19 protein-coding genes and 2 pseudogenes are annotated in these 23,482 nt (G+C 67.0%); 13 read left to right on the top strand and 8 right to left on the bottom strand.

The window, feature by feature from the left end; all coding sequences use genetic code 11:
• Positions 1–12 precede the first annotated feature (12 nt).
• The 4 genes from pufA to pufC all read left to right on the top strand — a co-directional run bounded on the left by pufA (position 13) and on the right by pufC (position 3,358).
• On the top strand, positions 13–201 hold the full coding sequence (gene pufA / locus ASF26_RS06020; RefSeq protein ID WP_018043293.1) for a light-harvesting antenna LH1, alpha subunit: 189 nt from the start codon (positions 13–15) through the stop codon (positions 199–201).
• A gap of 234 nt (positions 202–435) precedes the next feature.
• The gene (gene pufL / locus ASF26_RS06025) at positions 436–1,260 is read left to right on the top strand and encodes a photosynthetic reaction center subunit L (protein ID WP_056250853.1); all 825 of its coding nucleotides are present in this window, start codon (positions 436–438) and stop codon (positions 1,258–1,260) included.
• A gap of 14 nt (positions 1,261–1,274) precedes the next feature.
• The gene (gene pufM, locus ASF26_RS06030; protein WP_056250856.1) at positions 1,275–2,252 is read left to right on the top strand and encodes a photosynthetic reaction center subunit M; all 978 of its coding nucleotides are present in this window, start codon (positions 1,275–1,277) and stop codon (positions 2,250–2,252) included.
• Complete coding sequence (gene pufC, locus ASF26_RS06035; RefSeq protein ID WP_056250858.1) at positions 2,249–3,358, top strand: photosynthetic reaction center cytochrome PufC; 1,110 nt, start codon at positions 2,249–2,251, stop codon at positions 3,356–3,358. The genes pufM and pufC overlap by 4 nt, the downstream gene beginning before the upstream one ends.
• A 387-nt stretch (positions 3,359–3,745) precedes the next feature.
• Here the strand turns inward: pufC and ASF26_RS06040 are convergent, their stop codons facing one another.
• A complete protein-coding gene (locus ASF26_RS06040) occupies positions 3,746–6,619 on the bottom strand; it encodes an EAL domain-containing protein (RefSeq protein WP_056250860.1) in 2,874 nt (957 codons plus the stop codon).
• 146 nt (positions 6,620–6,765) lie between these two features.
• On the opposite strand from ASF26_RS06040, the gene ASF26_RS06045 reads away from it, so the two are divergent.
• Complete coding sequence (locus ASF26_RS06045) at positions 6,766–7,119, top strand: hypothetical protein (RefSeq protein WP_056250863.1); 354 nt, start codon at positions 6,766–6,768, stop codon at positions 7,117–7,119.
• Between the two features lie 29 nt (positions 7,120–7,148).
• Here the strand turns inward: ASF26_RS06045 and ASF26_RS06050 are convergent, their stop codons facing one another.
• Positions 7,149–8,183, bottom strand: coding sequence for a hypothetical protein (locus ASF26_RS06050; RefSeq protein WP_244475848.1), 1,035 nt, complete (start codon positions 8,181–8,183; stop codon positions 7,149–7,151).
• A gap of 359 nt (positions 8,184–8,542) precedes the next feature.
• On the opposite strand from ASF26_RS06050, the gene ASF26_RS23065 reads away from it, so the two are divergent.
• Positions 8,543–8,704: a hypothetical protein gene (locus ASF26_RS23065; protein WP_200919063.1), complete on the top strand. Its 162-nt coding sequence runs from the start codon at positions 8,543–8,545 to the stop codon at positions 8,702–8,704.
• A 90-nt stretch (positions 8,705–8,794) separates the two neighbouring features.
• Here ASF26_RS23065 and ASF26_RS06055 read toward each other — a convergent pair whose 3' ends face one another.
• The 3 genes and pseudogenes from ASF26_RS06055 to ASF26_RS06065 all read right to left on the bottom strand — a co-directional run.
• Entirely contained in the window at positions 8,795–9,829 is a 1,035-nt protein-coding gene (locus ASF26_RS06055; protein WP_082477532.1) for a cytochrome c peroxidase, read from the bottom strand.
• Positions 9,830–9,908: 79 nt separating this feature from the next.
• A complete protein-coding gene (nhaA, locus tag ASF26_RS06060; RefSeq protein ID WP_056250866.1) occupies positions 9,909–11,108 on the bottom strand; it encodes a Na+/H+ antiporter NhaA in 1,200 nt (399 codons plus the stop codon).
• Positions 11,109–11,215: 107 nt separating this feature from the next.
• Positions 11,216–11,473: pseudogene (locus tag ASF26_RS06065) on the bottom strand (TonB-dependent siderophore receptor); the annotation flags it as partial.
• A 38-nt stretch (positions 11,474–11,511) separates the two neighbouring features.
• Between ASF26_RS06065 and ASF26_RS22930 the strand changes: the two are divergent.
• Positions 11,512–11,724, top strand: a complete 213-nt coding sequence (locus ASF26_RS22930; protein WP_210168141.1) for a hypothetical protein — start codon at positions 11,512–11,514, stop codon at positions 11,722–11,724.
• Positions 11,725–11,960: 236 nt separating this feature from the next.
• Positions 11,961–12,593 (top strand): DUF1629 domain-containing protein, encoded by a 633-nt coding sequence (locus ASF26_RS06075; protein WP_056250878.1) that lies wholly within the window; start codon positions 11,961–11,963, stop codon positions 12,591–12,593.
• A 4-nt stretch (positions 12,594–12,597) separates the two neighbouring features.
• Here the strand turns inward: ASF26_RS06075 and ASF26_RS23625 are convergent.
• Positions 12,598–12,774, bottom strand: a pseudogene (locus ASF26_RS23625) (sigma factor-like helix-turn-helix DNA-binding protein); the annotation flags it as partial.
• A 290-nt stretch (positions 12,775–13,064) separates the two neighbouring features.
• Between ASF26_RS23625 and ASF26_RS06080 the strand changes: the two are divergent.
• Together ASF26_RS06080 and ASF26_RS06085 are read left to right on the top strand one after the other, a co-directional pair.
• Positions 13,065–14,531, top strand: a complete 1,467-nt coding sequence (locus tag ASF26_RS06080) for an amino acid permease (protein WP_056250881.1) — start codon at positions 13,065–13,067, stop codon at positions 14,529–14,531.
• 70 nt (positions 14,532–14,601) lie between these two features.
• On the top strand, positions 14,602–15,540 hold the full coding sequence (locus tag ASF26_RS06085) for a transporter (protein WP_056250884.1): 939 nt from the start codon (positions 14,602–14,604) through the stop codon (positions 15,538–15,540).
• 229 nt (positions 15,541–15,769) lie between these two features.
• Here the strand turns inward: ASF26_RS06085 and ASF26_RS06095 are convergent, their stop codons facing one another.
• Positions 15,770–18,451, bottom strand: coding sequence for a glucosidase (locus tag ASF26_RS06095; protein ID WP_156462885.1), 2,682 nt, complete (start codon positions 18,449–18,451; stop codon positions 15,770–15,772).
• 388 nt (positions 18,452–18,839) lie between these two features.
• Here ASF26_RS06095 and ASF26_RS06100 point away from each other — a divergent pair, with 388 nt between their 5' ends.
• The gene (locus tag ASF26_RS06100) at positions 18,840–20,264 is read left to right on the top strand and encodes a phosphatase PAP2 family protein (protein ID WP_056250892.1); all 1,425 of its coding nucleotides are present in this window, start codon (positions 18,840–18,842) and stop codon (positions 20,262–20,264) included.
• Between the two features lie 48 nt (positions 20,265–20,312).
• On the opposite strand, the gene ASF26_RS23070 is transcribed toward ASF26_RS06100, so the two are convergent.
• Positions 20,313–20,456: a hypothetical protein gene (locus ASF26_RS23070; protein ID WP_200925891.1), complete on the bottom strand. Its 144-nt coding sequence runs from the start codon at positions 20,454–20,456 to the stop codon at positions 20,313–20,315.
• Between the two features lie 211 nt (positions 20,457–20,667).
• Between ASF26_RS23070 and ASF26_RS23630 the strand changes: the two genes are divergently transcribed.
• Positions 20,668–20,793 carry a hypothetical protein gene (locus ASF26_RS23630; protein ID WP_274533767.1) on the top strand — a complete coding sequence of 42 codons (126 nt, stop codon included), beginning with the start codon at positions 20,668–20,670 and terminating at the stop codon, positions 20,791–20,793.
• Positions 20,794–21,017: 224 nt separating this feature from the next.
• Entirely contained in the window at positions 21,018–23,411 is a 2,394-nt protein-coding gene (locus tag ASF26_RS06105) for a PAS domain S-box protein (protein ID WP_056250896.1), read from the top strand.
• Positions 23,412–23,482: the final 71 nt, after the last annotated feature.

Genomic DNA, 23,482 nt, shown 5'->3' on the forward strand with positions numbered 1-23,482 from the left:
AGGAACGCACCCATGCACAAGGTCTGGCTTCTCTTCGATCCGCGCCGCACGCTGGTGGCGCTCTTCACCTTCCTGTTCATCCTGGCGCTGCTGATCCACTTCATCTTGCTCAGCACCGACCGGTTCAACTGGCTGGAAGGCCCCAAGGCCCCGCGCGCCGCCAATGCGCAGACGCTGGTCCTGCCGACGATGCCCGCCTGACCGGGCGATGGCTCCCCCCTCCTCCCCCTTGTGGGGAGGAGTTGGAGGTGGGGGTGGTTGGGCGACCCTCGGCTTTGACGAGGGATCACCTACGCAAGGGTCGATTCCTGCGGAGGCAAGCGGCGCCACCCCCACTCCTCACCTCTCCCCGCAAGGGGGAGGGGACAACGCGCAGCCTGACGGATGCGCGAATCCATCAAGAATCTTGACCTGTGAAGCCGGGAGGTATTCGCGATGGCGATGCTGAGTTTCGAACGAAAATACCGCGTCCGCGGCGGCACGCTACTCGGCGGAGACCTGTTCGATTTCTGGGTCGGGCCGTTCTATGTCGGGTTCTTCGGCGTCACGACGCTGTTCTTCTCGGTGCTGGGCACCGCGCTGATCATCTACGGCGCCGCGCTCGGACCGACCTGGAACATCTGGCAGATCAACATCGCGCCGCCCGACCTCAAATACGGGCTGGCGCTCGCCCCCCTCAAGGAGGGCGGCCTCTGGCAGATCATCACCTTCTGCGCCATCGGGTCGTTCGTCTCCTGGGCCCTGCGCGAGGTCGAGATCTGCCGCAAGCTCGGCATCGGCTACCACGTGCCCTTCGCCTTCTCGGTGGCGATCTTCGCCTATGTCTCGCTGGTGGTGATCCGGCCGTTCCTGATGGGTGCCTGGGGCCACGGCTTCCCCTACGGCATCCTCAGCCATCTCGATTGGGTCTCGAACACCGGCTACCAGTATCTGCACTTCCACTACAATCCGGCGCACATGCTGGCGGTGTCGTTCTTCTTCACGACGACCTTCGCCCTGTCCCTGCACGGCGCGCTGATCCTCTCGGCCACCAATCCCGGCAAGGGCCAGGTGGTGAAGACGCCCGAGCACGAGGACACCTTCTTCCGCGACACGATCGGCTACTCGATCGGCACGCTCGGCATCCACAGGCTCGGCCTGTTCCTCGCCCTGTCGGCGGGCTTCTGGAGCGCCGTCTGCATCATCATCAGCGGACCGTTCTGGACCCGTGGCTGGCCGGAATGGTGGGGCTGGTGGCTCAATCTCCCGGTCTGGCGCTAGAGGGGGGCACGACCATGGCCTATTACCAGAACATCTTCACCGAGGTCCAAGTCCGCTCCACCATTCCGGAACTCGGCGTTCCCGTCGATGTCGACCGGCGCTGGGGCACGCCGTTCCACAGCTACCTGTTCGGCCTGTTCGGCAACGCCCAGGTCGGCCCGATCTACATCGGCTATCTCGGCGCCCTCTCGGGCGTGTGCTTCCTCATCGCCTTCGAGATCGTCGGCCTCAACATGTGGGCCTCGGTGAACTGGGACCCGGTCCAGTTCGTGCGCCAATTGCCCTGGCTCGCCCTGGAGCCGCCGCGACCGCAATACGGGCTCAAGATCCTGCCGCCGCTGCAGGAGGGCGGATGGTGGCTGATCGCCGGCTTCTTCCTCACCGCATCGATCCTGCTGTGGTGGGTCCGGCTCTATCGCCGCGCCCGGGCGCTCGGCCTCGGCACCCACGTGCCCTGGGCCTTCGCCTCCGCCATCTGGCTGTTCCTGGTCCTCGGCTTCATCCGGCCGGTCCTGATGGGGTCGTGGAGCGAGGCGGTGCCCTTCGGCATCTTCCCGCATCTCGACTGGACCGCCGCCTTCTCGCTCCGCTACGGCAACCTCTTCTACAATCCGTTCCACATGCTCTCGATCGTCTTCCTCTACGGGTCGACGCTGCTCTTCGCGATGCATGGCGCCACCATCCTGGCGGTGAGCCGCTTCGGCGGCGAGCGTGAGATCGACCAGATCGTCGATCGCGGCACCGCCACCGAGCGCGCCGCCCTGTTCTGGCGCTGGACCATGGGCTTCAACGCCACGATGGAATCGATCCACCGCTGGGCCTGGTGGTTCGCGGTTCTGACCACCCTCACCGGCGGCATCGGCATCCTGCTCACCGGCACGGTGGTCGACAATTGGTACCTCTGGGCGGTCAAGCACGGCGTCGCCCCGTCCTATCCGCAGGTCTACGCGCCGGTCGTCGATCCCTTGAACATGCCGGGGGCGGTCCCATGAAGACGTTCGTCACTGTCCTCGGCGGCTCGATCGCCTTCTTCCTGACCATCGCGATGTTCGGCACGTCCGGCTGGGACCGGCCGCCGCTCCAGACCACCCAGAACGGCTTTCGCGGCACGGGGATGGACCAGATCCATACCCGCGACGGGGTGGCCGAGACGAAGGCCGCCAACGTCGCCCCGGCGCCGGCCGACCCGGCCGAGCCCGGCGAGGAACTCGCCGGCGCCACCTACGAGAACGTCCAGGTCCTCAAGAACGTCAGCGTCAACGAGTTCAACCGCCTGATGGTCTCGATGACCGAATGGGTCAGCCCCGAACAGGGCTGCACCTACTGCCACAACACCGAGAACATGGCCGACGACAGCCTCTACCAGAAGAAAGTCGCCCGCCGGATGCTGCAGATGACCCAGCACATCAACGAGAGTTGGAAGGACAACCATGTGGGGGGCACGGGCGTCACCTGCTTCACCTGCCACCGCGGCCAGCCGGTGCCGGCCCATGTCTGGTTCACCGATCCCGGCCCGAACCGGCCCGGCGGCTTCACCGCCCGCAACAACGGGCAGAACCTGGCCAAGGCCTCGGTGGGCCTCGCCTCGCTGCCCTACGACACCCTGACCGAGTACCTCGCCGATAAAAACATCGACAACAACGCCATCCGGGTCAACGCCACCACGGCGCTTCCCACCACCAAGGGCAAGCCGATCCAGGATGCGGAGAAGACCTACGGCCTGATGATCCACATGTCGGAAGGTCTCGGGGTCAATTGCACCTTCTGCCACAACACAAGGGCGATCTCGAACTGGTCGCAGAGCACGCCCCAGCGCACCACCGCCTGGCACGGCATCCGCATGGTGCGGGACATCAACGGCAACTTCCTCGAACCGCTGACCTCGACCTTCCCCACCGCCCGCCTCGGCGTGCTCGGCGACGTGCCCAAGGTGAATTGCACCACCTGCCACAACGGCCAGAGCAAGCCCCTCAACGGGGCATCGATGATCGAGGCCTATCCGGAACTGGCCAAATCCACCGAGACGGCGAGCGCGGCGGACCCCGTACCCGCGGACCCGGCGCTGGCCGACCCGGCTCCGACCCCCGCGCCGCAATAGGGTTTCGGAGATAGACAAGGGGGGTGGGTTCTTTGGAATCCGCCCCTTTTGCTTGCGCGGAACGGGCACCACACCAAGTCCCAAGCGAGCCCGTCCCAGCGGGCACGGTTGAGAATCCCCTCACTCGCCACGCCTCCCGGATTTACACAGCAGCCGTTTCAGGCAGAGCGCATCCCTCTCCCCCTTGTGGGGAGAGGTCAGGAGTGGGGGTGGTGCCGCGTGCCTCCGTAAGCTGAGGGTCGCCCAACCACCCCCACCTCCGGCTCCTCCCCGCAAGGGGGAGGAGGGCTCGTCAGCGCAGCCCGCGACATGTGTGAATGCCGTAGCCCGGCCGGGACAGGGGAGAAGAGCGTGCCCGATGGCTGCCGGGAGCCGCCGACCGACCCTTCACGCCACGGCGTGCTTCGTGACTCCGCGCCGTCCCGACCAGCGGTCCAGCACCTCGGGGATACTCCCGGCGCCCTCGGGGCGGCCGATATAGTAGCCCTGGCCCTCGTCGCAGCCTTCCTGGCGCAGGCGCTCGAACTGGATCTCGTTCTCGATCCCCTCGCCGGTGGTGCGCATGTGCAGGCTGAGGCCGAGGCCGATGACGGCGCGGACGATGAAGGCGGATTCGTCGGCCGCGGTGATGTCGCGGACGAAGGACTGGTCGATCTTGATCTTGTCGAAGGGGAAGCTGCGCAGGTAGCTCAGGGACGAGTAGCCCGTGCCGAAATCGTCCATGGCGATCCGGACGCCGAGGCGTCGCAGGGCGTGCAGGGTGGCGAGGGTGGCGGCGTTGTCCCTGAGCAGGACCGATTCCGTGATCTCGAGCTCCAGGCGAGCGGGGGGGAGGCGGCTCACGCTCAGCGCGTCCTTGACGGACTGGATGACGATGCCGTCCCGGAACTGGGCCACCGAGACGTTGACCGCGACCCGGATGCCGTCGGGCCAGCGCATGGCCTCGCTGCAGGCCGTGCGCAGGGCCCAGTCGCCGAGCGGCACGATCAGGCCGATCTCCTCCGCGACCGTGATGAACTCGGCGGGCGAGACGAGCCCGCGCTCGGGATGGCGCCACCGCATCAGCGCCTCGAACCCGCCGACGCGCCGGCCTCGGAAATCGTAGATCGGCTGGTAGACCATCTCGAACGCGCCCTGGGCCACGGCCTCGCGCAGGTCGAGTTCGAGGGCGCGGCGGGCCTGGAGCCGGATGTCCATCTCCACCTCGAAGAAGCGCCAGGTGCCGCGCCCGTCGGCCTTGGCGCGGTAGAGGGCGACGTCGGCGTTCTTGAGGAGCTTGTCGCAGCTGGTGCCGTCGCCGGGGGCGAGGCAGATGCCGATGCTGACGCCGACCGCGACCTGCTGGCCGTCGAGCTCATAGGGGTTGCTGATCACGTCCACGATCCGCCGCGCCAGGATGGTGGCCTCTTCCGGATAGGTCACGCCCGCCAGGATGATGGCGAATTCGTCGCCGCCGAGCCGGGCCACGGTGTCGACCTCGCGCAGGCAGGCGGTCAGGCGGTTGCCCACCGCTTTCAGGAGTTCGTCTCCCACCGGGTGACCGAGGGTGTCGTTGACCTCCTTGAACCGGTCGAGATCGAGGCAGAGCACGGCGAACATGCCGCCGCGCCCGAGATGGGCCAGGGCCTCCTCGATCCGCTCGCCGAACATGGCCCGGTTGGGCAGACCGGTGAGGACGTCGTGGCGCGCCATGTAGGCGATCCGGGCATCGGCCTGGCGCCGCTCGGTGACGTCCTCGTAGGTGGAGACCATGCCACCCCCGGCCACGGGCTTGTGCGTGACGGCGAGGACCCGTCCGTTGCGCATCTGGCGGAAGCCCGAACCAGCGGCCGAGATCTGCCGGCCCTCGATCTCGAAGACTGTGCCCTCCTCCGCCGAGGCCAGGTAGAGCGAGGCCACGTCCTCGTAGGGCGTGCCGAGGGGGAGGTCTTCCGGCGCAAGGTCGAACAGCTCGCAATAGCGCCGGTTGACCACGGTGAGGTGCCCCTCCGCGTCGAACAGGCACAGGCCCTGGGACATGTTGTCGAGGGCGGTGTCGAGGCGAAGGTTGGTGGATTGGAGATGCGCCTCCTGGACCTTGAGCAGGGTGATGTCGCTACAGACCGCGATGAAGCCGCCGGTACGCGTGCGGCTGCGGCTGATCCGGAGCCAGCGCCCGTCGAAGAGCTGCGTCTCGCGCGGCATCGTCCAATCGTCGTCCTCGGAGAGGAGGGTGCGGGCGAGCGCGTTGCCCTCGAAGGCGACGTGGGCCATCGACGTGTCCCGCGGGAGCGGCTGATGACCGAACCCGAGGAAATCCTCCGCCTGCCCGTTGATGAGCGCGATCCGCCCGGATTCGTCGACCACGACGATGCCTTCGAGGGAGGTCTCGAGGGCGTCGGCGAGATGGGCCTCCGCCGAGATGCGCTGGGCGACCTCCTGCTCCATCGCCCGGCGGATGTTGTCGCGCATGACGCCCATGGAGGCGAGGAGGGCGCCGAGCTCGTCGGCGCTGCCGGACGGGATCGTCACGCTGAGGTCGCCGGCGGCGATCCGCGACGCGACCATGGACGCATCCGCCACCGGCCGCATGATGCGCCGCGCCAGCAGGAAGGCGACGACGGCCGACATGACCAGGGCGAGCAGGGTGCCGAAGAGGTTGATCTGAGTCTCGCGGGCGACGATGGCCCTGGCCTGCTGCCGGTAGATGAAACCGTCGCCGGCGGTGTGGTTGATGAAGAGGTCGAGATGCTCCTCGACGGCGCCGGCATGCCGGTCGACCGCGTCCCAATCGGGATCCCGGGTGTCGCGGCCGGCGAGGACGGAACGGGCGGCGTCCCAATCCTTCACCGCCCGCTCCACGGCTTGGGCCGCCTGGGTCGCACGGGTCGACTGGGCGCGCTCGACCGCCACGGCGAGATCCTCCGCGAAGACATGGCGAAGGCTGTCGAGCCTGCCTTCGAGCTGCGCCTTCGCATCGGGGTCGGCGCTCATTCGCCGCCGGGCCTCCAGGGAGCGCATGTTGGCGAAATCGGCGGCGGCGGCCCGCGCATAGTTGATCGACATGAGCGACTGGTCGAAAGTCCGGCTCACGAGTTCGTCGGCCCGGCGAATCCCTGACGCCGCCGACAATCCGAGGATGCCCGTGATGGCGCTCATGATGAGAAAGGCGACCAGAATCCGGCCGCGGATGGTGCCCGCGAAAGAGGCGACCGCGGTGATGGGCCTCGGCCAGTTCCTCTCGCCAGCCTTGGCAGATTTCCAACCGTAGATGGATGTCATCCAGTTCGTCTCATCCGGCCCATCGTAAATTCTTCGCCTGCAATAGTTAAGTCGGGCTTGAAATCTTTGGAAATTTTGGCCAATTAACAGCCTGTTTACTTGCACCGGCAAGGATGCAAAAGGGCGAATTTGTATCGGCAAGCGGCATGAGACGCATCACTTCACTCGGTCTCGCGTTCGCCCTCGTCGCAAGCGGTGTGGCCGCCTTCGCCCTCCATGCGGCGGCGGCGGCGGGACAGGTCTACCGCATCTCGCAGAAGGGCCGGGCGTTCCAGCCGAGCGCGCTGGTGATCAAGAAGGGAGAGACCGTTCAGATCGTCAACGACGACGGCGAGCTCCTGCATCACGCCTACGTCGACTCGCCGACGTTCCATTACGATTCCGGCGATCAGGAGCCGGGCGGCAAGGCCGAGATCGTCTTTCCCGTGAGCGGGACCTTCGCCGTCCTGTGCGGCATCCACCCCAAGATGAAGCTGGCGGTCCGCGTCGACGGCAACTGACCGCGACGCGTCCCGGATGCCGGACCGGGCTACAGCGCCCCGGCCGCCGACAGCACGGAATGGGCACCGTAATAGAGCCCGATGAAGCTGGCGAGGGCGGCCCCGTATCCGAAGGGGAGGGTCGCCAGCTGGCGGACCCGCAGGGGAACCCGGGCATCGTCGGCGGCGATGGCGACCATCGCCACGATGATCGGGGAATGGCCGATCGCGTCGACCTTGCCGAACTCGAAGATCGCCGAGACGAAGGTCGCCGCGAGGATGATCGCCGACACGCGGCGCACCAGCGGCGTGCAGATCAACGCGAAGGCGAGGGCGAACTCCACCGCGCCGGCGGCCTTCATGAAGAAGGCGCCATCGAACCCCATCGTCAGTTCCGGGCGCTCGATGAAGAGCGGGTAAGACCATTGCGGATAGGCCCATTTCTCCACCGAGGCCCACATCAGCGTCACTGCGGCCGAGTAGCGGACGATGTCGAGGGGCCGGATCCCGAACAGCTCCCGCCGGAGGCCCGTCAGGGCGAGATAGGCGGCGACACCGAGGAAGACGGGATAATCCGCGAGGTGGAACACGCCGTAATTCGCCACCGCGATCCCGAACAGGACGACGATGCCGATGGCCGAGAACGGCATCGTCCGCCGCCACAGGAACCCCGCCGCGATGGCCAGCTGGAACCAGGGCAGGGCGGTGCTCGTAGTCGTGAGTTCGGGCGTCAGGATGACGCCGCCGAGCGTCCAGAGCGAGACGAAGAAGCCGCCGCAGACCGCCCGGAACATCAGTTCGGTGTTCTCCCGCGCCCAGGCCGTGACCCGGTCGAGGGAGCGCATCATCGCCTCGCCGAGGATCGTCCGCTCGAGCAACGCACCGACGAACAGGGCCAGGAACGAGACGATGACGAGTTGCTCGAAGCTATCGCACAGCACTTCGGCAAGGCCGACCGGCGAACCAGCGACGTCGAAAGCACAGAACCATTTGACGTGAGCACTGGCACCAGTGGAGCCCGCGACGAGCACAAACAGGGCGGCGGACAGCGCACTGGGGCCGGGCAACCGACAACGCAGACTCATATGATGAAGCCTCGGCGAAAGCTGAAACGCCGACGGCCGGCGGTAGCGATATCGTTCTACGTAGTTTTGAATGATCCTGGAAGGATTTCGTTAATGATTTTTAAGCATCGTTAACACGCCCAGCGATTCGGCGCCCCCGCCGTGATTCCGGCGCCTGTCGTCCTTGGCCACTCGCGGATGGCGAGCGGTCGGCGTATGCGTTGTGGAGGACGAGGCATGAGCGCGTCCCCCCGAGCAACAGCGTCGCCGTTCGTCGAGACCATGGATGGGATCATCGACGGGATCATTCGGCAAACTCTGATAGTCATGGAGGGGCGGCGCCCAAGCCCTCGCTTCGCATCGAGCAGAAAGGCTCTCGCGTGATTACAACACTCAGTCTGTCGACCCTGATCGCAGGCGGCAGCTTCGCTTATGCTTCGACACGGGTGGCGGCGCGGGCCGCGACCTACGAGACCTGGGGCGGATCGCTGATGATCGTCGGCCTGTCGCTCGCCGGTGTCGGCTTGACGTTGTTCCGGTAGAACCGGAGCGGGACCGCGCGGCCACCTGTCGGCGCAGTCATCGGCGACTTCAGCGGCGCGCTTAGAGACTGCGGAGCCCGCGCCGGTGACTCACTTCGATGCGGCCTTCTGCTTGGGCTCAGCGCTCGTCAGCGTGTCAAGGAAGGCCAGGAGATCGGCTTTCTCGGCCTCGGAGAGATGGAGCGGCCTGATCTTGGGCGACCGGCTCGGGCGTTCGATGCCGCCGCGATCGTAGAGATCGATCACGTCGCGCAGGGTCGCCACCGAACCGTCATGCATGTAGGGGCCGCGCTGCGCGACGTCGCGCAGGGTCGGGGTCTTGAAGGCGTATTGCAGGCCCTTCGACGTGGGGAACAGGCGTCCCCGCCCGATATCGTCGTCCCGGCCGACGCCGATATCGTGGAACGACCCGTCGGTGAACGCCCAGCCGCCATGGCATTCGTGGCATCCGGCCTTGCCGTTGAACAGCGCGAACCCCGCCTTCGCGGAGGCTCCGATCGCCAAGGCATCGCCATCGCGCCAGCGGTCGAACGGCGCGCTTCCCGAGACGATGGTGCGCTGGAACGCGGCCAGCGCCCGCTCGATCCCGCCGCGCGTGATCTCGCGATCCTCGAAGGTCGCGGCGAAGGCGGCGACGTAATCGGGATCGGCGCGCAGGCGGGCGATGAGCTCTTCCTCCGACAAATTCATGAGGTTGGGGCCGGTGATCGGCGTGAAGGCGACGGATTCAAGGTCCGGGAACTTGCCGTCCCAGCCGAGCGGCGCGATCCAGCCAACGTTAAGCAGGGTGGGCGTGCGCAGCTTCAGCTCGATCCCGGGCTCGCCGATGCCGCGCATCCGCCCGTCACCCCAATGACGCGACGGCTCGTGGCAGGTGGCGCAGGCGATGGAGCGGGATCGCGACAGGACCGGATCGAAGAACAGCGTCCGGCCTAGCTCGACCATCGCCTCCGTATCGGGAATGCCGTCGGGCACGGCCAAGGCGGACGGTCGCGCGAAGGCGCTGCGCCAGGCGGTGGCGTCGTCGGTCATGCCACGGCTGGAGAACAGGCCCGCGCCGACCGCAGCCGCGACCGAAACCATCAATGCCGCCTTGCCGAACGCCGAGCCTGCCTTTCGAGTCATCCTGCTCTCCGACTGACCAGTCTAAGCAATCCTTTTTAAGATTGTGTTGTCAAAGGCGGATGAGACCGAGGGCGCGTCCTCACGCCGCGGGGCCGGTCCGACGGTCCGAAGCGGGCGCGACGAGGAGGACGAGGGCCCCGGCGATCATGCACGTCACGGACCCGAGGAGCACGCCGATCTTGGTCTCTGTGCCGAGATCGGGGCTGTCCGCGAAGGCGAGGAGGCCGATGAACAGGCTCATGGTGAAGCCGACGCCGCAGAGGAGCGACAGGCCGTAGATCTGCCACCAGCCGGCATGGGCCGGGCGCTGGGCGAGGCCGAGCTTCACGGCGGCGACGACGGCGCCGAACACACCGATCTGCTTGCCGGCGAACAGGCCGAGCGCCACGCCCAGCGTCACCGGATCGGACAGCATCCCCGGCGACATGCCGCTGAACGAGACGCCGGCATTGGCGAATCCGAAGACGGGAAGGACGAGATAGGCCGACCAGGGATGGAGCGCATGTTCCAGCTTGTGGAGCGGCGAGGCCGGATCGTCGGGTCTTGCGGGGCTCGGGCGCAGGGGAATGGTGAGCGCCAGGAGCACCCCCGCGATGGTGGCGTGGATGCCCGATTTCAGCACGAGGAACCACAGCACCGCGCCGAGGAGGAGGTAGGGCGAGAGACGGCTCACGCCCGCGCGGTTGAGCCCGACCAGGATCGCGACGGTGACGCCCGCCCCCGCCAGCATCGGCAGCGACAGGTCGGCGGTGTAGAAGGCGGCGATGATCAGCACCGCGCCGAGGTCGTCGATGATGGCGAGTGCGGTGAGGAACACCTTCAGCGAGACGGGAACGCGCGACCCGAGCAGGGCGAGGATTCCGAGCGCGAAGGCGATATCGGTGGCGGTGGGGATCGCCCAGCCCCGCAGGGTCTCGGGCGAGGAGCGGTTGACGAGGACGTAGATCAGCGCCGGGGCGACCATGCCCCCCAACGCCGCCACTCCCGGCAGGACACGGTCCGGCCAGGTACGCAGGCGCCCGTCGAGCACCTCGCGCTTGATCTCCAGGCCGACGAGCAGGAAGAACAGCGCCATCAGGCCGTCATTGACCCAGTGCAGCACGCTGAGGCCGCCGACATAAGCCTCCAGCAGCGCGAAATAGCCCGGTGCGAGGGGCGAATTGGCGACGATCAGGGCGAGCACGGCGCTCGCCATCAGGATCATTCCACCGCTGGCCTCGCTTTGGAGGGCGCTACGCAGGGCGGAGAGGGGGCGACGGGCGGGCGAGGTTTCCGGCATGGACGACGCCTGCCAGGGGACGAGCCCGACGGCAAGCCGTCAGAGCATCGGAACGGGCCTGCGTTCCTGTCCCGACCGGGAACTCACGCGGCGCGCAAAGCCGCCGATCAGAGGTCGATCGACATCGACAACAGATAGGTGCGCGGCGCCCCCTGGAAGAACGTGCCGAACGACGCCACGCCGGTCCAGTAATCCGTCCCCGTCACGTTCAGCACATTGGCGCGGAACGTCGTCCGGCGTCCGTCCAGCAGGGTCGAATAGCGAAGTCCGAGATCGAGACGCGCCCAATCCGGCAAGGCCTGGGCGTTCGCCGTATCGACGAATTGCCGCCCCGTGTAGATGACCGCACCGTTCAGGGTCAGACCCGAGACCCTAAGACGAGGCCGGCGAGGTGGTGCTCGCGATGCTGAACCTGCCGCGCTGCCGCAACCAGTCGCTCGCAGATGTCCTGCACCTCGTCGTCGCGCCGCCGACCCGTGACCGCATCGCCATCGCGCGCATAGACGGCGAGGGCCAGATCGAGGCGACGGCCGGCACCGCGATCTGGGCCAGGCGCGGGTGTTCCCGATCCCGCTCAAGGGTGACGCCTGGACCAGTGGCGACCCTCACTGGTTGATCGACGTGATTGCGCCGTCGCAGAAGATGGCCACCGCGCTGTTGGCAAACTTCAAGCAGGTGGTGAAGGACACGCCGATCCGCGTCCATCCGATCGTCGGGTAACGCGTCGATCCGGTGGTGTTGGAGAAGATGCGGGTGCGGCCCGCCAGCGACCTTGAGGGCAAGGCAGAGACGGTGTGACACCAAGTATAGTAAAGTCATCAATCAGCCAAAATCACCAATAAAGGCAGAAAAATGGCCTACATCATCCGCGGCGATCTAGAATACAAGCTCGGCAAAACCGAAATCGAGTATGTCGAAGGTGATCGAGAGGCGCTGATTGCATTTTTCGATCAGACGCGCGCCTATCCCGGTACGATCATTCGAGCATCTTGGGTCAGCGGGACTTGGTTTCCGTCAGAGAAGATACCTCGCCGGCTTCGCCTTACCAGAGGTAGGAGGATGTACGACTGGCTCAATTTGCAGGGCACCGGAACCCTGGTCAGTTCCCGGCTCAAAGACGCGGTCGAAGAACTCGATCCTGGCCGGCACCAATTCTTCCCAGTCACCGTGGAAGACAAAAACGGCGCCGCCGTTGCCGGTGAATTCTTCATCTTCAACGTCGTCGGGCGTATCGAGGCGATCATCGAAGAGCGAAGCAATCTGAGGGCAAGCGGGCGCGGTCAGGTCGAAAACTGGGGGTACGAACGGTGCGTCGGCCCATGGCAATGCGCGCTGGATGCGGCCGTCATCGGCAACCGAGCATGCTGGGTAGATCAGCGCTACACCCAACGCTGGTTCATTTCCGACCGGTTAGCCGCGCTGCTACAAGAGCGCCAGCTGAACGGGTATGAGCTCAGCGAGCACAGCGAGGAAATCGCCCTCTAATTCATCAAATCCCGAAACTAGACACCAAGAAGAAGTCCGCACAGCGACGGCGTGGATGAAGCAGCGCCTTCATGAGGTGCTTCTCGACCATGTTGCGGCTGATGCCGAGCCGCACTGCGATCTCCCCGTTCGCAAGCCCATCGAAGGCACCGAGCAGAAAGACGTTCCGGCAACGTGGCGGCGGGATTGTCGAGCATCCGGCACACCCCGAAGACCCGGATCTTCCGGCCGTTCGGGACGAGTGGAGCCTCGGGTCGATTCCACGTCGGAGCGATACGGAACAGGGGCCGCATTGTTTCGCGAAGAAATCATGCACCGATCGATATAAAAGATAACTCATTCTCGTGTTAAAAATACAACGCATTCCGTTGACTGCGAGAACACTTATAGTTGCAAACGAACGGTGACTGACTTAAATCTGATCAAGCGGAGCCGATCGACGTCGACGCACATCGAGGATGAAGGTGTGGCATGACGGGACTTCCAGGTGACGCGCGAAGTCAGGATTCGTCAGCCGAAATCGGGGGCTACCGACAGGAATTGAAGCGAACCCTGGGTTCGTTTCAAGTCTTTGCCGTCTCCTTCGCCTTCATTTCGGTGGCCGTTGGTATATTCGGTACCTTCGACGACGTCCTCCGCACTGCGGGACCCGTCGGAATTTGGCTCTGGGCCATCGTCGCCGTCGGGCAAACCTTCGTCGCCCTCGTCATCGCCCAGTTCGCGGCCCGCATTCCGCTCACGGGCTCGTCCTACCAATGGGCCTCGCGGCTGGCCAATCCGGCGATCGGCTGGTGGTTCGGTCTGTTGAGCTTCTGCTACCTCGGCATCGGCGTGGTGGCGGTGGACAATGCCCTCGCGAGCCAGGCGCTCATGCCCCTGCTCGGCATGGAGCCGAACGAGCAGACGGCCCGGTGGATCACCCTGGCGATCCTGCTGGTCCAGGCCGTGCTGACCATCGTCTCGACCCGCGTCGTCGGCCTGATCAACGGGACCGCCGTCGGCGTCGAGGTGGTCATCGTCATCCTGCTCGTGATCCTCCTGCCGATCGCCATCGCGGTGAACGTGACGGGCTCCTTCTCCAACCTGACCTCGCGCGGGACGGCCGTCGCGGATGCCGATTACTTCAAGGTCGGCGGCGGCCTGATGCTCGCCATGCTCATGGGGCTCTCCACCCTGGTCGGCTTCGACGCGGCGGCCAACGTCGCAGAGGAGGCCAAGGACCCGTTTCGCAGCGTGCCGCGCGCCATCGTCGGATCGGTGATCGCCGCGGGCGTGCTGGGCCTGCTCTTCCTCATCGCCCTCACGGTCGCCATCCCGGATGTGGAGCGGATCACGCTGAGCGACTCTCCCGTCGCCGAGATCCTGAACGACCAGTTCGGTCCCACGATGAAGGCGGTCATGATGGCCGCGGTGACCTTCGCGTTCTTCGCCTGCGGGATGGTGGTGATGGCCACGGCAGCGCGGCTCGTCTACGCGATGTCGCGGGACGGTCGCTTCCCGGCCTCGCGCCTGATGAGCCGGGTCCATCCGCGCACGCAGACGCCGATTCCGGCAACCATCCTGGTCTTCGTCGGGGGTGTCCTGCTGATGCTCGCACTGCCGGGCGAAGCCCTGCTGCAGCTGATCACGGCATCGACGATCCTGCCGATCCTCAGCTATGGGGTCACGGTCATCCTGTACCTGGCCGTGAGGAAGAAGCTCGACCGAAAGGTCGGCGCCTTCGATCTGGGCGCCTTCGAGATCCCGGTCGCCGTCGTCGCCCTCGTCTGGCTCATCGGCGCCCTGTTCGTCTTGGTCACCCCCGCCGCCGCATGGGTTCCCGTCCTGATCGTGGTGGGCCTGCTCCTGACGGGCGGCGTCTATTTCCTCTACCTGCTGACGTTCGATCGCGCGGTCCTCGAGATCGAACCGTCCGCCGCGTCTCCCGTCACGTCGTGATGAAACGGGAATGCGGCCGTGGCACCCGGCCGGAAGACCTTCGCTTGGTGACGACCGGAAAGTAATCGCCGTGACAGATTCCGCCACCGGGTTCATCACCTCGCGGGCCATCACCTCGCGGGCCATCACCTCGCGGGCCATGGCGGGATTGCTGGGCATCGCCCTGGCGACGTCCCTGTCGGGTCCGGCACGGGCCGACGAGGGCGGGGCGAACCTGTATCTGGCGGGCTCCTTCGCCAGCATGGCGGCGGTGCCGGGCGTGGCGGGGTGGTCGACGAGCCTGACCTATTACCATGCGACGGCGAAGGTGCAGGCCGTGACCGAGAAGGCGGATCTCGCCTATGCGGGCGTGACCTATTCCTTCGCCACCCCTGTGCTCGACGGGCAGCTGGCGCTGAGCCTGTTCGGCGCGGTGGGCAGGATGGATGTCGGGATCGCCGACGTCAGGAACGATACCCGGCTGGGAATCATGGACTTGACGCCGGCCGCGTCGCTGCGCTGGAGCGCCGGCAATCACAACTACCTCGTCTATACCCTCACCAACGCCCCGTCAGGCACCTACGACGCGTCGCGCCTGGCCAATTTCGGCATCGGGCACTGGGGCCAGGATGGGGGGTTCGGCTACACCTATTACGACAAGGACCTGGGCTACGAGCTCTCGGCCGTCGCCGGAATGACGTATAACTTCCAGAACCCGACGACGAAGTACCAGAACGGCATCGATGCCCATATCGACTTCTCCGCGTCGAAATTCATCGGGACGCAGTATCAGCTCGGTCTGGTCGGCTACGTCTACCAGCAGCTGACCGGCGATTACGGGCGAGGCGCCACCCTCGGTCCGTTCAAGGGCCGGGTCGCCGCCCTCGGTCCCCAGGCCGGCTACCTGTTCCCGGTCGGCGGCGCCCAGGGGTACATGAACCTGAAATTCTACCGCGAGTTCGCCGGGGAGAACCGTCCGGCGGGGTGGAATCTCTGGCTGACGCTCTCGATCTCGCCGCAGGGCGCATAGGGGCCCGGCGCTTCGCTCGGAGCCTGTTCGAGTCGTTCGTCCAGTGCTTCACCTCATTCTGAGGTGCCGCGCAGCGGCCTCGAAGGAGGCCTTCCAGGGATCGCGCGACAACTGGAGGGCTCCTTCGAGGCCCTTTGCCCAAGCTAAAGTGCACCTCAGGATGAGGTGGTCTGGTGGGATGGTCTGCTTGGGCTTGAGCATCCGCGGAAAAATCCGCTCGAACACGGTCTCAGCGCTGCGCGGGGCCGGCACCGTCCGTATCCGTCCGCTGCGCCTTCTGGTGCAGCAGGTTGAGGATCAGCGCCGTCCAGCCGGTCTGGTGGGAGGCGCCGAGGCCGCGGCCGGTATCGCCGTCGAAGAACTCGTGGAACAGCAGCGCGTCTTCGGCGCCGGGGGCCGAGGCGATGGGCGGGCGATCGCCGAAGGCCGGCCGCTTACCGTCCTCGCCCTTGGCGAAGAGGGAGATCAGGCGGTCGGTGAGGGCGTCCGCGATGGCGTTGAGGGTCAGGAACGTGCCCGATCCGGTGGGATATTCCACCAGGAAGTCGTCCCCGTAATAGGAATGGAACCGCCGCAACGCCTCGACGACGAGGTAGTTGACCGGCATCCAGACTGGGCCGCGCCAGTTCGAATTGCCGCCGAACATGTTCGATGTGGAATCGGCCGGGTCGTAGCGCACCGTGAACGCGTCGCCGAACCCGTTGAGGGAATAGGGCCGCTCCAGATGCGCCTTCGACAGGGAGCGGACGCCGTGGTCCGAGAGGAACTCGGCCTCGTCGAGCATGCGCCGCAGCAGCGCCTTCATCCGGTGCCCGCGCAGGAGCGACAGCAGCTTGCGGTCGCCGACGCCGCCTTCGTCCCAGCGCGAGACGAGGCAGGCAAGGTGGGGGCGGTTCTCGAGGAGCCAGTTCAGGCGCCGGGCGAAATCCGGCAGCCGCTGCAGCACCGAGGGCTCGATCACCTCGACGGCGAAGAGCGGCACCAGCCCCACCACGGAGCGGACCCGCAACGGCAGCATCCCGCCGCCGGGAATGTCGACCTCGTCGTAGTAGAACTCGTCCTCCTCGTCCCACAGGCCGAAGCCCTCGCCGCCCATGTCGGTCATCGCCTCGGCGATGAGGAGGAAATGCTCGAAGAACTTCGAGGCGGTGCTCTCGTAGACGTCGTTGTGGAGCGCGAGTTCGAGGGCGATGCGCATCATGTTGAGCGAATACATCGCCATCCAGGCGGTGCCGTCGGCCTGGTGGATGCGGCCGAAGCCGGGCGGCGGGCGCGACCGGTCGAACACGCCGACATTGTCGAGGCCGAGGAAGCCGCCCTGGAAGACGTTGCGGCCGTCGGCATCCTTGCGGTTCACCCACCAGGTGAAGTTGATGAGGAGCTTGTGGAAGACGCCCTCCAGAAAGGCGAGGTCGCCGCGCCCGCCGCGCCGGTCGCGGTCGATCTCGAACACCCGGTAGGTGGCCCAGGCATGGACCGGCGGGTTGGCGTCGCCGAACTCCCATTCGTAGGCCGGAAGCTGGCCGTTGGGGTGCATGTACCATTCGCGGGTGAGGAGCAGGAGCTGCTTTTTGGCGAAATCCGGGTCGAGCAGGGCCAGAGGCAGGCAGTGGAAGGCGAGGTCCCAGGCCGCGAACCAGGGATATTCCCACTTGTCCGGCATCGAGAGCACGTCGGACCCGGCGAAATGACGCCAGTGGATGTTGCGCCCGCCGTCGCGCTCGCGCGGCGGGGCCGGCTGGAGCGGGTCACCCTTCAGCCAGAGCCGCACGTCGTAACAATAGAGCTGCTTCGACCAGATCAACCCGGCGGCGGCCTGGCGGAAGATGGCGCGCGAATCCGAGTCCGCGATGCCGTCCTGAAGGGCGTCGTAGAAGGCGTCCGCCTCGGCGATCCGGCGCAGCAGGATGGCGCCCTCGTGGTCGACCGGACGAGGCCGCGACCCCGCCGACAGCCTGAGGTTCACCCGCCGGGTTTCGCCGGGCTCGAGGCGGAAGGCGTAATGCAGGCCGAGCTTGGTCCCGCCATCCCGCCGCACGGCGGATTCGTCGCCCCCGACGATGGCCGCGTGGAGCCCGTCCTTGAACGGGCCGGCCGCATCGGGCTGCCAGCCATGCAGGCGCAGGTTGGTGTCGTTCTCGCAGAACAGCACCTCCGGCTCGCCGTCATAAGAGAGCCGGTATCGGCCGAGGCGCGGATGCTCGCAGGCGATGCTCCCATCCGGCTGGACCGCCATTTTGGGGCGCGATTCCGCCGGTCCCTCGCGCCACGACCAGATGTTGCGGAACCAGAGCTGGGGCACGAGGCGTAGATCCGCCGCCTCCGGGCCACGGTTGGTCGCCGTGATCACCGCATGGATGTCGTCGATCTCCTCCTTGGCGTATTCCACGGTGACGTCGAAGAAGCGGCCCTCGGCGAAGGCGCCCGTCTCCTCGATCTCGTATTCCGGCTGGTCCCGGCCCCGGCGCAGACCCTCGCGGACGAGCTCGTCATAGGGATAGGCGGCCTGCGGATAGCGGTAGAGGAACTTCAGGTAGGCATGGCTCGGGGTCGCGTCGAGGTAGTGATAGACCTCCTTGACGTCCTCGCCGTGGTTGCCCTCCTCGTTGGTCAGGCCGAAGAGCCGTTCCTTCAGGATATGGTCGCGGCCGTTCCACAGGGCGAGGGACAGGCACATCTGCCCACGCTCGTCGCAGATGCCGGCGAGCCCGTCCTCGCCCCAGCGATAGGCGCGCGAACGTGCCTCCTCATGCGTCAGCGAGCGCCAGGCATTGCCGTCGCGGCTGTAATCCTCCCGCACCGTCCCCCATTGGCGCTCGGCGAGATACGGCCCCCACAGGGACCATGCGCGCTCGCCCCGCGCCTGCTCGGCGATGCGCCGCCGCTCGGCCCAGGCGTCGAGCTCGCTCACGCCGATTCCCCTCGTGCCGGACCACGCTGGACGCAGGCGCCGAACGGACATGACCGGTGCGCGGCGGGCGACGGCCGGCAAGGACGGGGGATCGTGCGGCGGGGAATTGTGCGGCAAGGAATCGTGCAGCAAGACGTGGAGGGCGACTTTTGGGCGGTCATCGGTCCCGATGGGCTTTGGCTCAGTGGGAGCCGAGATGCACCATTAGCGCCAAGCGCCGATATGTCTTGGAGGAACATGCCGCCAGGGGCGGTCCTCGACCGGCCGCCGGAGAACGGTCACGCGGGCGTCACGGAATGGTGCGCGTGATCCGCCGCGAAATCCGGCGGCGGCGGGCCGAGCACTCTGCTAGCCTGCGCCACCGCCACGACAGCCTGATTCCGGTGCCATGACCAGACCACGCACGAACGCGGCCCGCACGCTCGGGCTCATCGCATGCCTCGCCCTCGCCCCCGCTCACGCGCGGGCACAATCGGCGACGAATCTGGAAGCCCTGCGCGGGCTGGCGCCGGTGAGCGCCCTGGCGGCGACGCCGGAGGGCAAGGCGGCGCTGGCGGCGAACCTCACGGTCACCGGCGACATCCAGATGGGGCGGCACGACCAGCCGCTGCTGCTGCCCTTTCCCGAGCAGCAGCGCCTCGCCCTGCGCGATTGCTTCATCACCGACGGCAACGCCGCGCAGCTCGCCGACGGCCTCGGCACCGCCCTGGGAGAGGCCTACCAGGCCAAGGCGCGCTACGAGGACTTCAAGACCTTCACCAGCGTCTCCGGCAGCCTCGCCCGGCTGATCGGCTACACCAACAACATCACCAAGTCGGATTCGAATGCGGGGAAGTACTTCTTCGCCAATGCGACGACGAATGGCGAGGCGCCGGTCTCCGAACCCGCCCGCGCCATCCTCACCAAGGTCGGCGGCACGACGGATGTCTTCGGCAAGGCCTATGACCGTCCTGCCGGAACGCCGGGTGCCGACGCCTTCGGCAATTCGCGCCCGTTCCAGACCGAGCCGATCTTTCTTTCGTATCGGGGCAAGGATTACTTCGGCGCCGCCTCACACAGCATGGACTGGCTGCGCGGGCCGAAGCAGAACCTGACGGACAGCCCGTCCTATCCGAGCGGCCACACCACCTACGGCTACACGGAGTCGCTGCTCCTCGCCCTGCTGGTGCCAGAGCGCTACCAGCAGATGATCGCGCGCGGGGCTGAATACGGCAACAACCGCATCGTCGTCGGCGCTCACTACGCCATGGACGTGCTCGGGGGCCGGAGCGTCGCGCTCCACGCCGTCGCCCATCTGCTGGCCAACGACCCGGCCTATGTGGGTCAGACCCGCGCGAACCCGGCGATCGAGAACGAGATGAGCCGCGCCACCGACGGCGCGGTGACCATCACCGACTATCCGGAGGCCCTGAAGGCGGCGCGCGCGGAACTCCAGGCCTTCCTTCGCGAGGGCTGCGGCGACGCGGTGGCCGCCTGCGCCGCCGCCGACCGGAGCCGGTTCAAGGATGCCGCCGCCAACGGAGCCTTCTACGCCTCCACCCAGACCTACGGCCTGCCGGTGGTGCATCGGGACCGGTCGGGCCAGGCGGTGGATGTCGCGCGGGTCGCGCCGGAGGCCGGACATCTCCTCACCGCCGCCTTCCCGGCGGTGACGCTTGCGGAGGCCAACGCCATCCTCACCGACACCCTCGGCCCGGCCGGCGGCTTCCTCGACGACGGCTCGGTCTTCGGCCTGTATTCCCGGCTCGACCTCTACGCGGCCGGGGGTAAGGCGGCGGCCCTCGCCGCCACCCGGCGGGCCGCTGCCCCGTAGCACTGACCGCAAGCACGCATAGGGTGGCGGATGACGGGCCGCGCATCCTCACTCAGACATGCGCTTGACCATGTGGACGATGCGGGAATGGCCGGATTCGGCATCGGGATTTCGCAGCTCACGCATTCCCGGCGCGCGGCCCGTGGTCAAGAAGACCAGGACCGTCAACGCAAGGACCCATTTGGCGGACATCGCCCTTTTCCTTCTCGGGGGAGAGAGGAGGGCTCTACGCCGGGAGGCGGGCCGATGGGTTGCGCCGGCGCACATCCACGCAGACTTGCCCTGGTGGGTGCTTCGACTCGACGAGGGGGCGGCACGGGCCGTCGCCTCGCGGACATTCAGGCTTTCTTAGCCGTACCACGGGAGAATGGCCCATCATCAGCCTGCCGCGAGGGCCTCGTCCGTGCTCGACTTCATCCTCTACATCAGCGCTTCGGTCTGTGCCGTGGGATGCCTGGGGCTCTGGGTGCTGCGCGAGCCGCCGGTCTCCTATCCGCGGGTGGAATGGGACGACGACGTCATCGGTTGATCGCGGCGCTGCCCCGGACGTCCTCTGCGTCGTTCCGCGCGATGGCGTCACCGGGATGCCTGAGGCAGCACTCCGTCGGGAGCGACGGCCGATCGTGAGGGCGGAATGGGACCCTTCGGATACGCGACGGCCGCCCCCAGATGGGTTAGGAAGCCGACCGCAGTCTCGACCGTTGGGCTCCCTCAAGCCCGGATGAACGCGGTGGCCGGATGGGAACGGGCGGTATGGAGGACGACATCGACCGGTTGCGGCAGCTCGAAGCCGAGATCGCGCGGCTGAAGGCGGAGATCGCGTCCGGCATCCATTCCCCGGAGAGCGGCCAGAAGACCTCGGCGGCAGGGCCGGAACTGCTGTTCACGGCGGCGGAGAAGACCCGCATGCCGCAGATCATCACCGACCCGAACCAGCCCGACAATCCCATCGTCTTCGCCAATCGCGCCTTCCAGGACCTGTGCGGCTACTCGGCGGAGGAACTCGTCGGGCACAATTGCCGGTTCCTGCAGGGGCCGGGAACCGACCCGGCCGACGTGGCGCGCCTGCGCGACGCCATCGCGGCGCGGCGCGACGTGGTGGTGGAGATTATCAACTATCACCGCGACGGGACGCCGTTCCGCAACGAGCTCTATGTCAGCCCCGTCTTCGACCGGAATGGGCGCCTGCGCTACTTTTTCGGCAGCCAGCTCGACGTCACCCGCTTTCGCACCGAGGAGGGCAAGCTCGCCGAGAGCGAGGCCCGCTACCGGACGCTGTTCGACGCCATCGATGCCGGGTTCTGCATCGTCGAAATGCGGTTCGACGCCACGGGCCGGGCCATCGACTACCGCTTCATCGAGGTCAATCCCGCCTTCGCACGGCAGGCCGGCCTCAGCGACGTCGAGGGCCGCTGGGTCAGCGAAGTCATTCCCGGCATCGAGCCCCGCTGGCTCGAAACCTATGGCGAGGTCGCGCTGAGCGGCAATCCCGTGCGGTTCGAGAGCGGGGCGGTGACGCTGGGCCGCTGGTTCGACGTGCACGCCCTGCGCATCGGGGAGCCCGTCCAGCGGCGCGTCGCCATCCTGTTCAACGACATCACCGACCGGCGCGAGGCCGAGACCGTGCTGAGGACGACGGCGCGCGAGCGGACCACGGAGCGCGACCTCGTCTGGCGCGCGAGTCGCGATCTCCTCGTGATCTGCGGCTTCGATGGACTCTACCGGTCGGTCAATCCGGCCTGGAACGAGATGCTGGGCTGGCCCGCGGATTCCCTGGTCGGCGCGCGGTTCGACGCCTTCGTGCATCCCGACGACCGCAAGGCGGCCGAGCAGGCCATGGACCAGTTGCGGAGCGGCGCCATCCTGGACAACCTCGACATCCGGCAGATGGCGGCCGATGGCAGCGAGCGCTGGATCTCCTGGAACGCGATTCCCCAGGGCGACCATTTCTACGCCGCCGGCCGCGACGTGACCGAGCGCAAGGCCCTGGAGGAGCAGCTCCGCCAATCGCAGAAGCTCGAAGCCGTGGGCCAGCTCACCGGCGGCGTCGCCCACGACTTCAACAACCTGCTGACCGTGATCCGGTCCTCCACCGACCTCCTGCGCCGTCCCGACCTGCCGGAGGAGCGCCGGCGGCGCTATGTCGACGCCATCTCGGATACGGTGACCCGCGCGGCCAAGCTCACCGGCCAGCTCCTGGCCTTCGCCCGTCGGCAATCCCTGACGCCAGAGGTTTTCGACGTCGCCAAGGGCGTGGCATCCGTGGCCGACATGGTCGGCACCCTCACGGGCGCGCGCATCCAGGTCGTGACCCAGATCGAGACCGGCCGCGACGATGCGGGACAGCCGCTGGCCTGCCTCATCGACGCCGATCCGAGCCAGTTCGATACCGCGCTCGTCAACATGGTCGTCAATGCCCGCGACGCCATGGACGGAGAGGGAAAGCTCACCATCCGGGTCCGCCGCGCCTCGATCATCCCGGCTGTCCGGGCGCATCCCCGCATCCGAGGCGATTTCGTCTCCGTCTCCGTCGCCGATACCGGCTCGGGCATCGCGCCGGAGGTGCTCGACCGGATCTTCGAGCCGTTCTTCACCACCAAGGGCGTGGGGCAGGGTACCGGCCTCGGCCTGTCCCAGGTCTTCGGTTTCGCCAAGCAATCGGGCGGCGAGGTCGTGGTGGAAAGCCGCCTCGGCCAGGGCACGACCTTCACCCTCTATCTCCCGCGCGCGGCGGGGGAGGCCGTGGCCGCCGAGCCGGTGCGGGAGCCAGCGCCCCTGGCCGAGCGGCACGGCACCCGCGTGCTTGTGGTGGAGGACAATGCGGAAGTCGGCGCCTTCGCGACCCAGGCCCTGCAGGAACTCGGCTACGTCACGCATTGGGTGACGGATGCGCAGCAGGCCCTCGACGCCCTGGCGCGCGACTCCGCCGGTTTCGAGGTGGTCTTCTCCGACGTGGTCATGCCGGGCATGAACGGCATCGATCTCGGCCACGCGATCCGCCGCACATGGCCGGACCTGCCGATCGTGCTCACCTCGGGCTACAGCCACGTCCTCGCCGAGGAGGGCAGCCATGGGTTCGAGCTCCTGCGCAAACCCTATTCGGTGGCCGACCTGTCGCGCATCCTGCGGCTCGCCGTCTCGCGCTGACGCGGCCCGCCGGGCGGGCGCGACCGGGCGACGCGGCAACCTCTGTTGCAGTGCAACGTTCCCTCCCCATG

Origin of the sequence: Methylobacterium sp. Leaf93 (assembly GCF_001422345.1) — a bacterium.
Classification (GTDB): domain Bacteria; phylum Pseudomonadota; class Alphaproteobacteria; order Rhizobiales; family Beijerinckiaceae; genus Methylobacterium; species Methylobacterium bullatum.

Bases quoted from the DNA above. Each gene is read 5' to 3' on its own strand.
- pufC (WP_056250858.1), top strand. From the start codon at position 2,249: ATGAAGACGTTCGTCACTGTCCTCGGCGGCTCGATCGCCTTCTTCCTG.
- ASF26_RS06055 (WP_082477532.1), bottom strand. From the start codon at position 9,829: ATGACTCGAAAGGCAGGCTCGGCGTTCGGCAAGGCGGCATTGATGGTT.
- nhaA (WP_056250866.1), bottom strand. From the start codon at position 11,108: ATGCCGGAAACCTCGCCCGCCCGTCGCCCCCTCTCCGCCCTGCGTAGC.
- pufL (WP_056250853.1), top strand. From the start codon at position 436: ATGGCGATGCTGAGTTTCGAACGAAAATACCGCGTCCGCGGCGGCACG.
- ASF26_RS06045 (WP_056250863.1), top strand. From the start codon at position 6,766: ATGAGACGCATCACTTCACTCGGTCTCGCGTTCGCCCTCGTCGCAAGC.
- ASF26_RS06105 (WP_056250896.1), top strand. From the start codon at position 21,018: ATGGAGGACGACATCGACCGGTTGCGGCAGCTCGAAGCCGAGATCGCG.
- pufM (WP_056250856.1), top strand. From the start codon at position 1,275: ATGGCCTATTACCAGAACATCTTCACCGAGGTCCAAGTCCGCTCCACC.
- ASF26_RS06075 (WP_056250878.1), top strand. From the start codon at position 11,961: ATGGCCTACATCATCCGCGGCGATCTAGAATACAAGCTCGGCAAAACC.
- ASF26_RS22930 (WP_210168141.1), top strand. From the start codon at position 11,512: ATGCTGAACCTGCCGCGCTGCCGCAACCAGTCGCTCGCAGATGTCCTG.
- pufA (WP_018043293.1), top strand. From the start codon at position 13: ATGCACAAGGTCTGGCTTCTCTTCGATCCGCGCCGCACGCTGGTGGCG.
- ASF26_RS06040 (WP_056250860.1), bottom strand. From the start codon at position 6,619: ATGACATCCATCTACGGTTGGAAATCTGCCAAGGCTGGCGAGAGGAAC.
- ASF26_RS23070 (WP_200925891.1), bottom strand. From the start codon at position 20,456: ATGTCCGCCAAATGGGTCCTTGCGTTGACGGTCCTGGTCTTCTTGACC.
- ASF26_RS06050 (WP_244475848.1), bottom strand. From the start codon at position 8,183: ATGAGTCTGCGTTGTCGGTTGCCCGGCCCCAGTGCGCTGTCCGCCGCC.
- ASF26_RS06100 (WP_056250892.1), top strand. From the start codon at position 18,840: ATGACCAGACCACGCACGAACGCGGCCCGCACGCTCGGGCTCATCGCA.
- ASF26_RS06080 (WP_056250881.1), top strand. From the start codon at position 13,065: ATGACGGGACTTCCAGGTGACGCGCGAAGTCAGGATTCGTCAGCCGAA.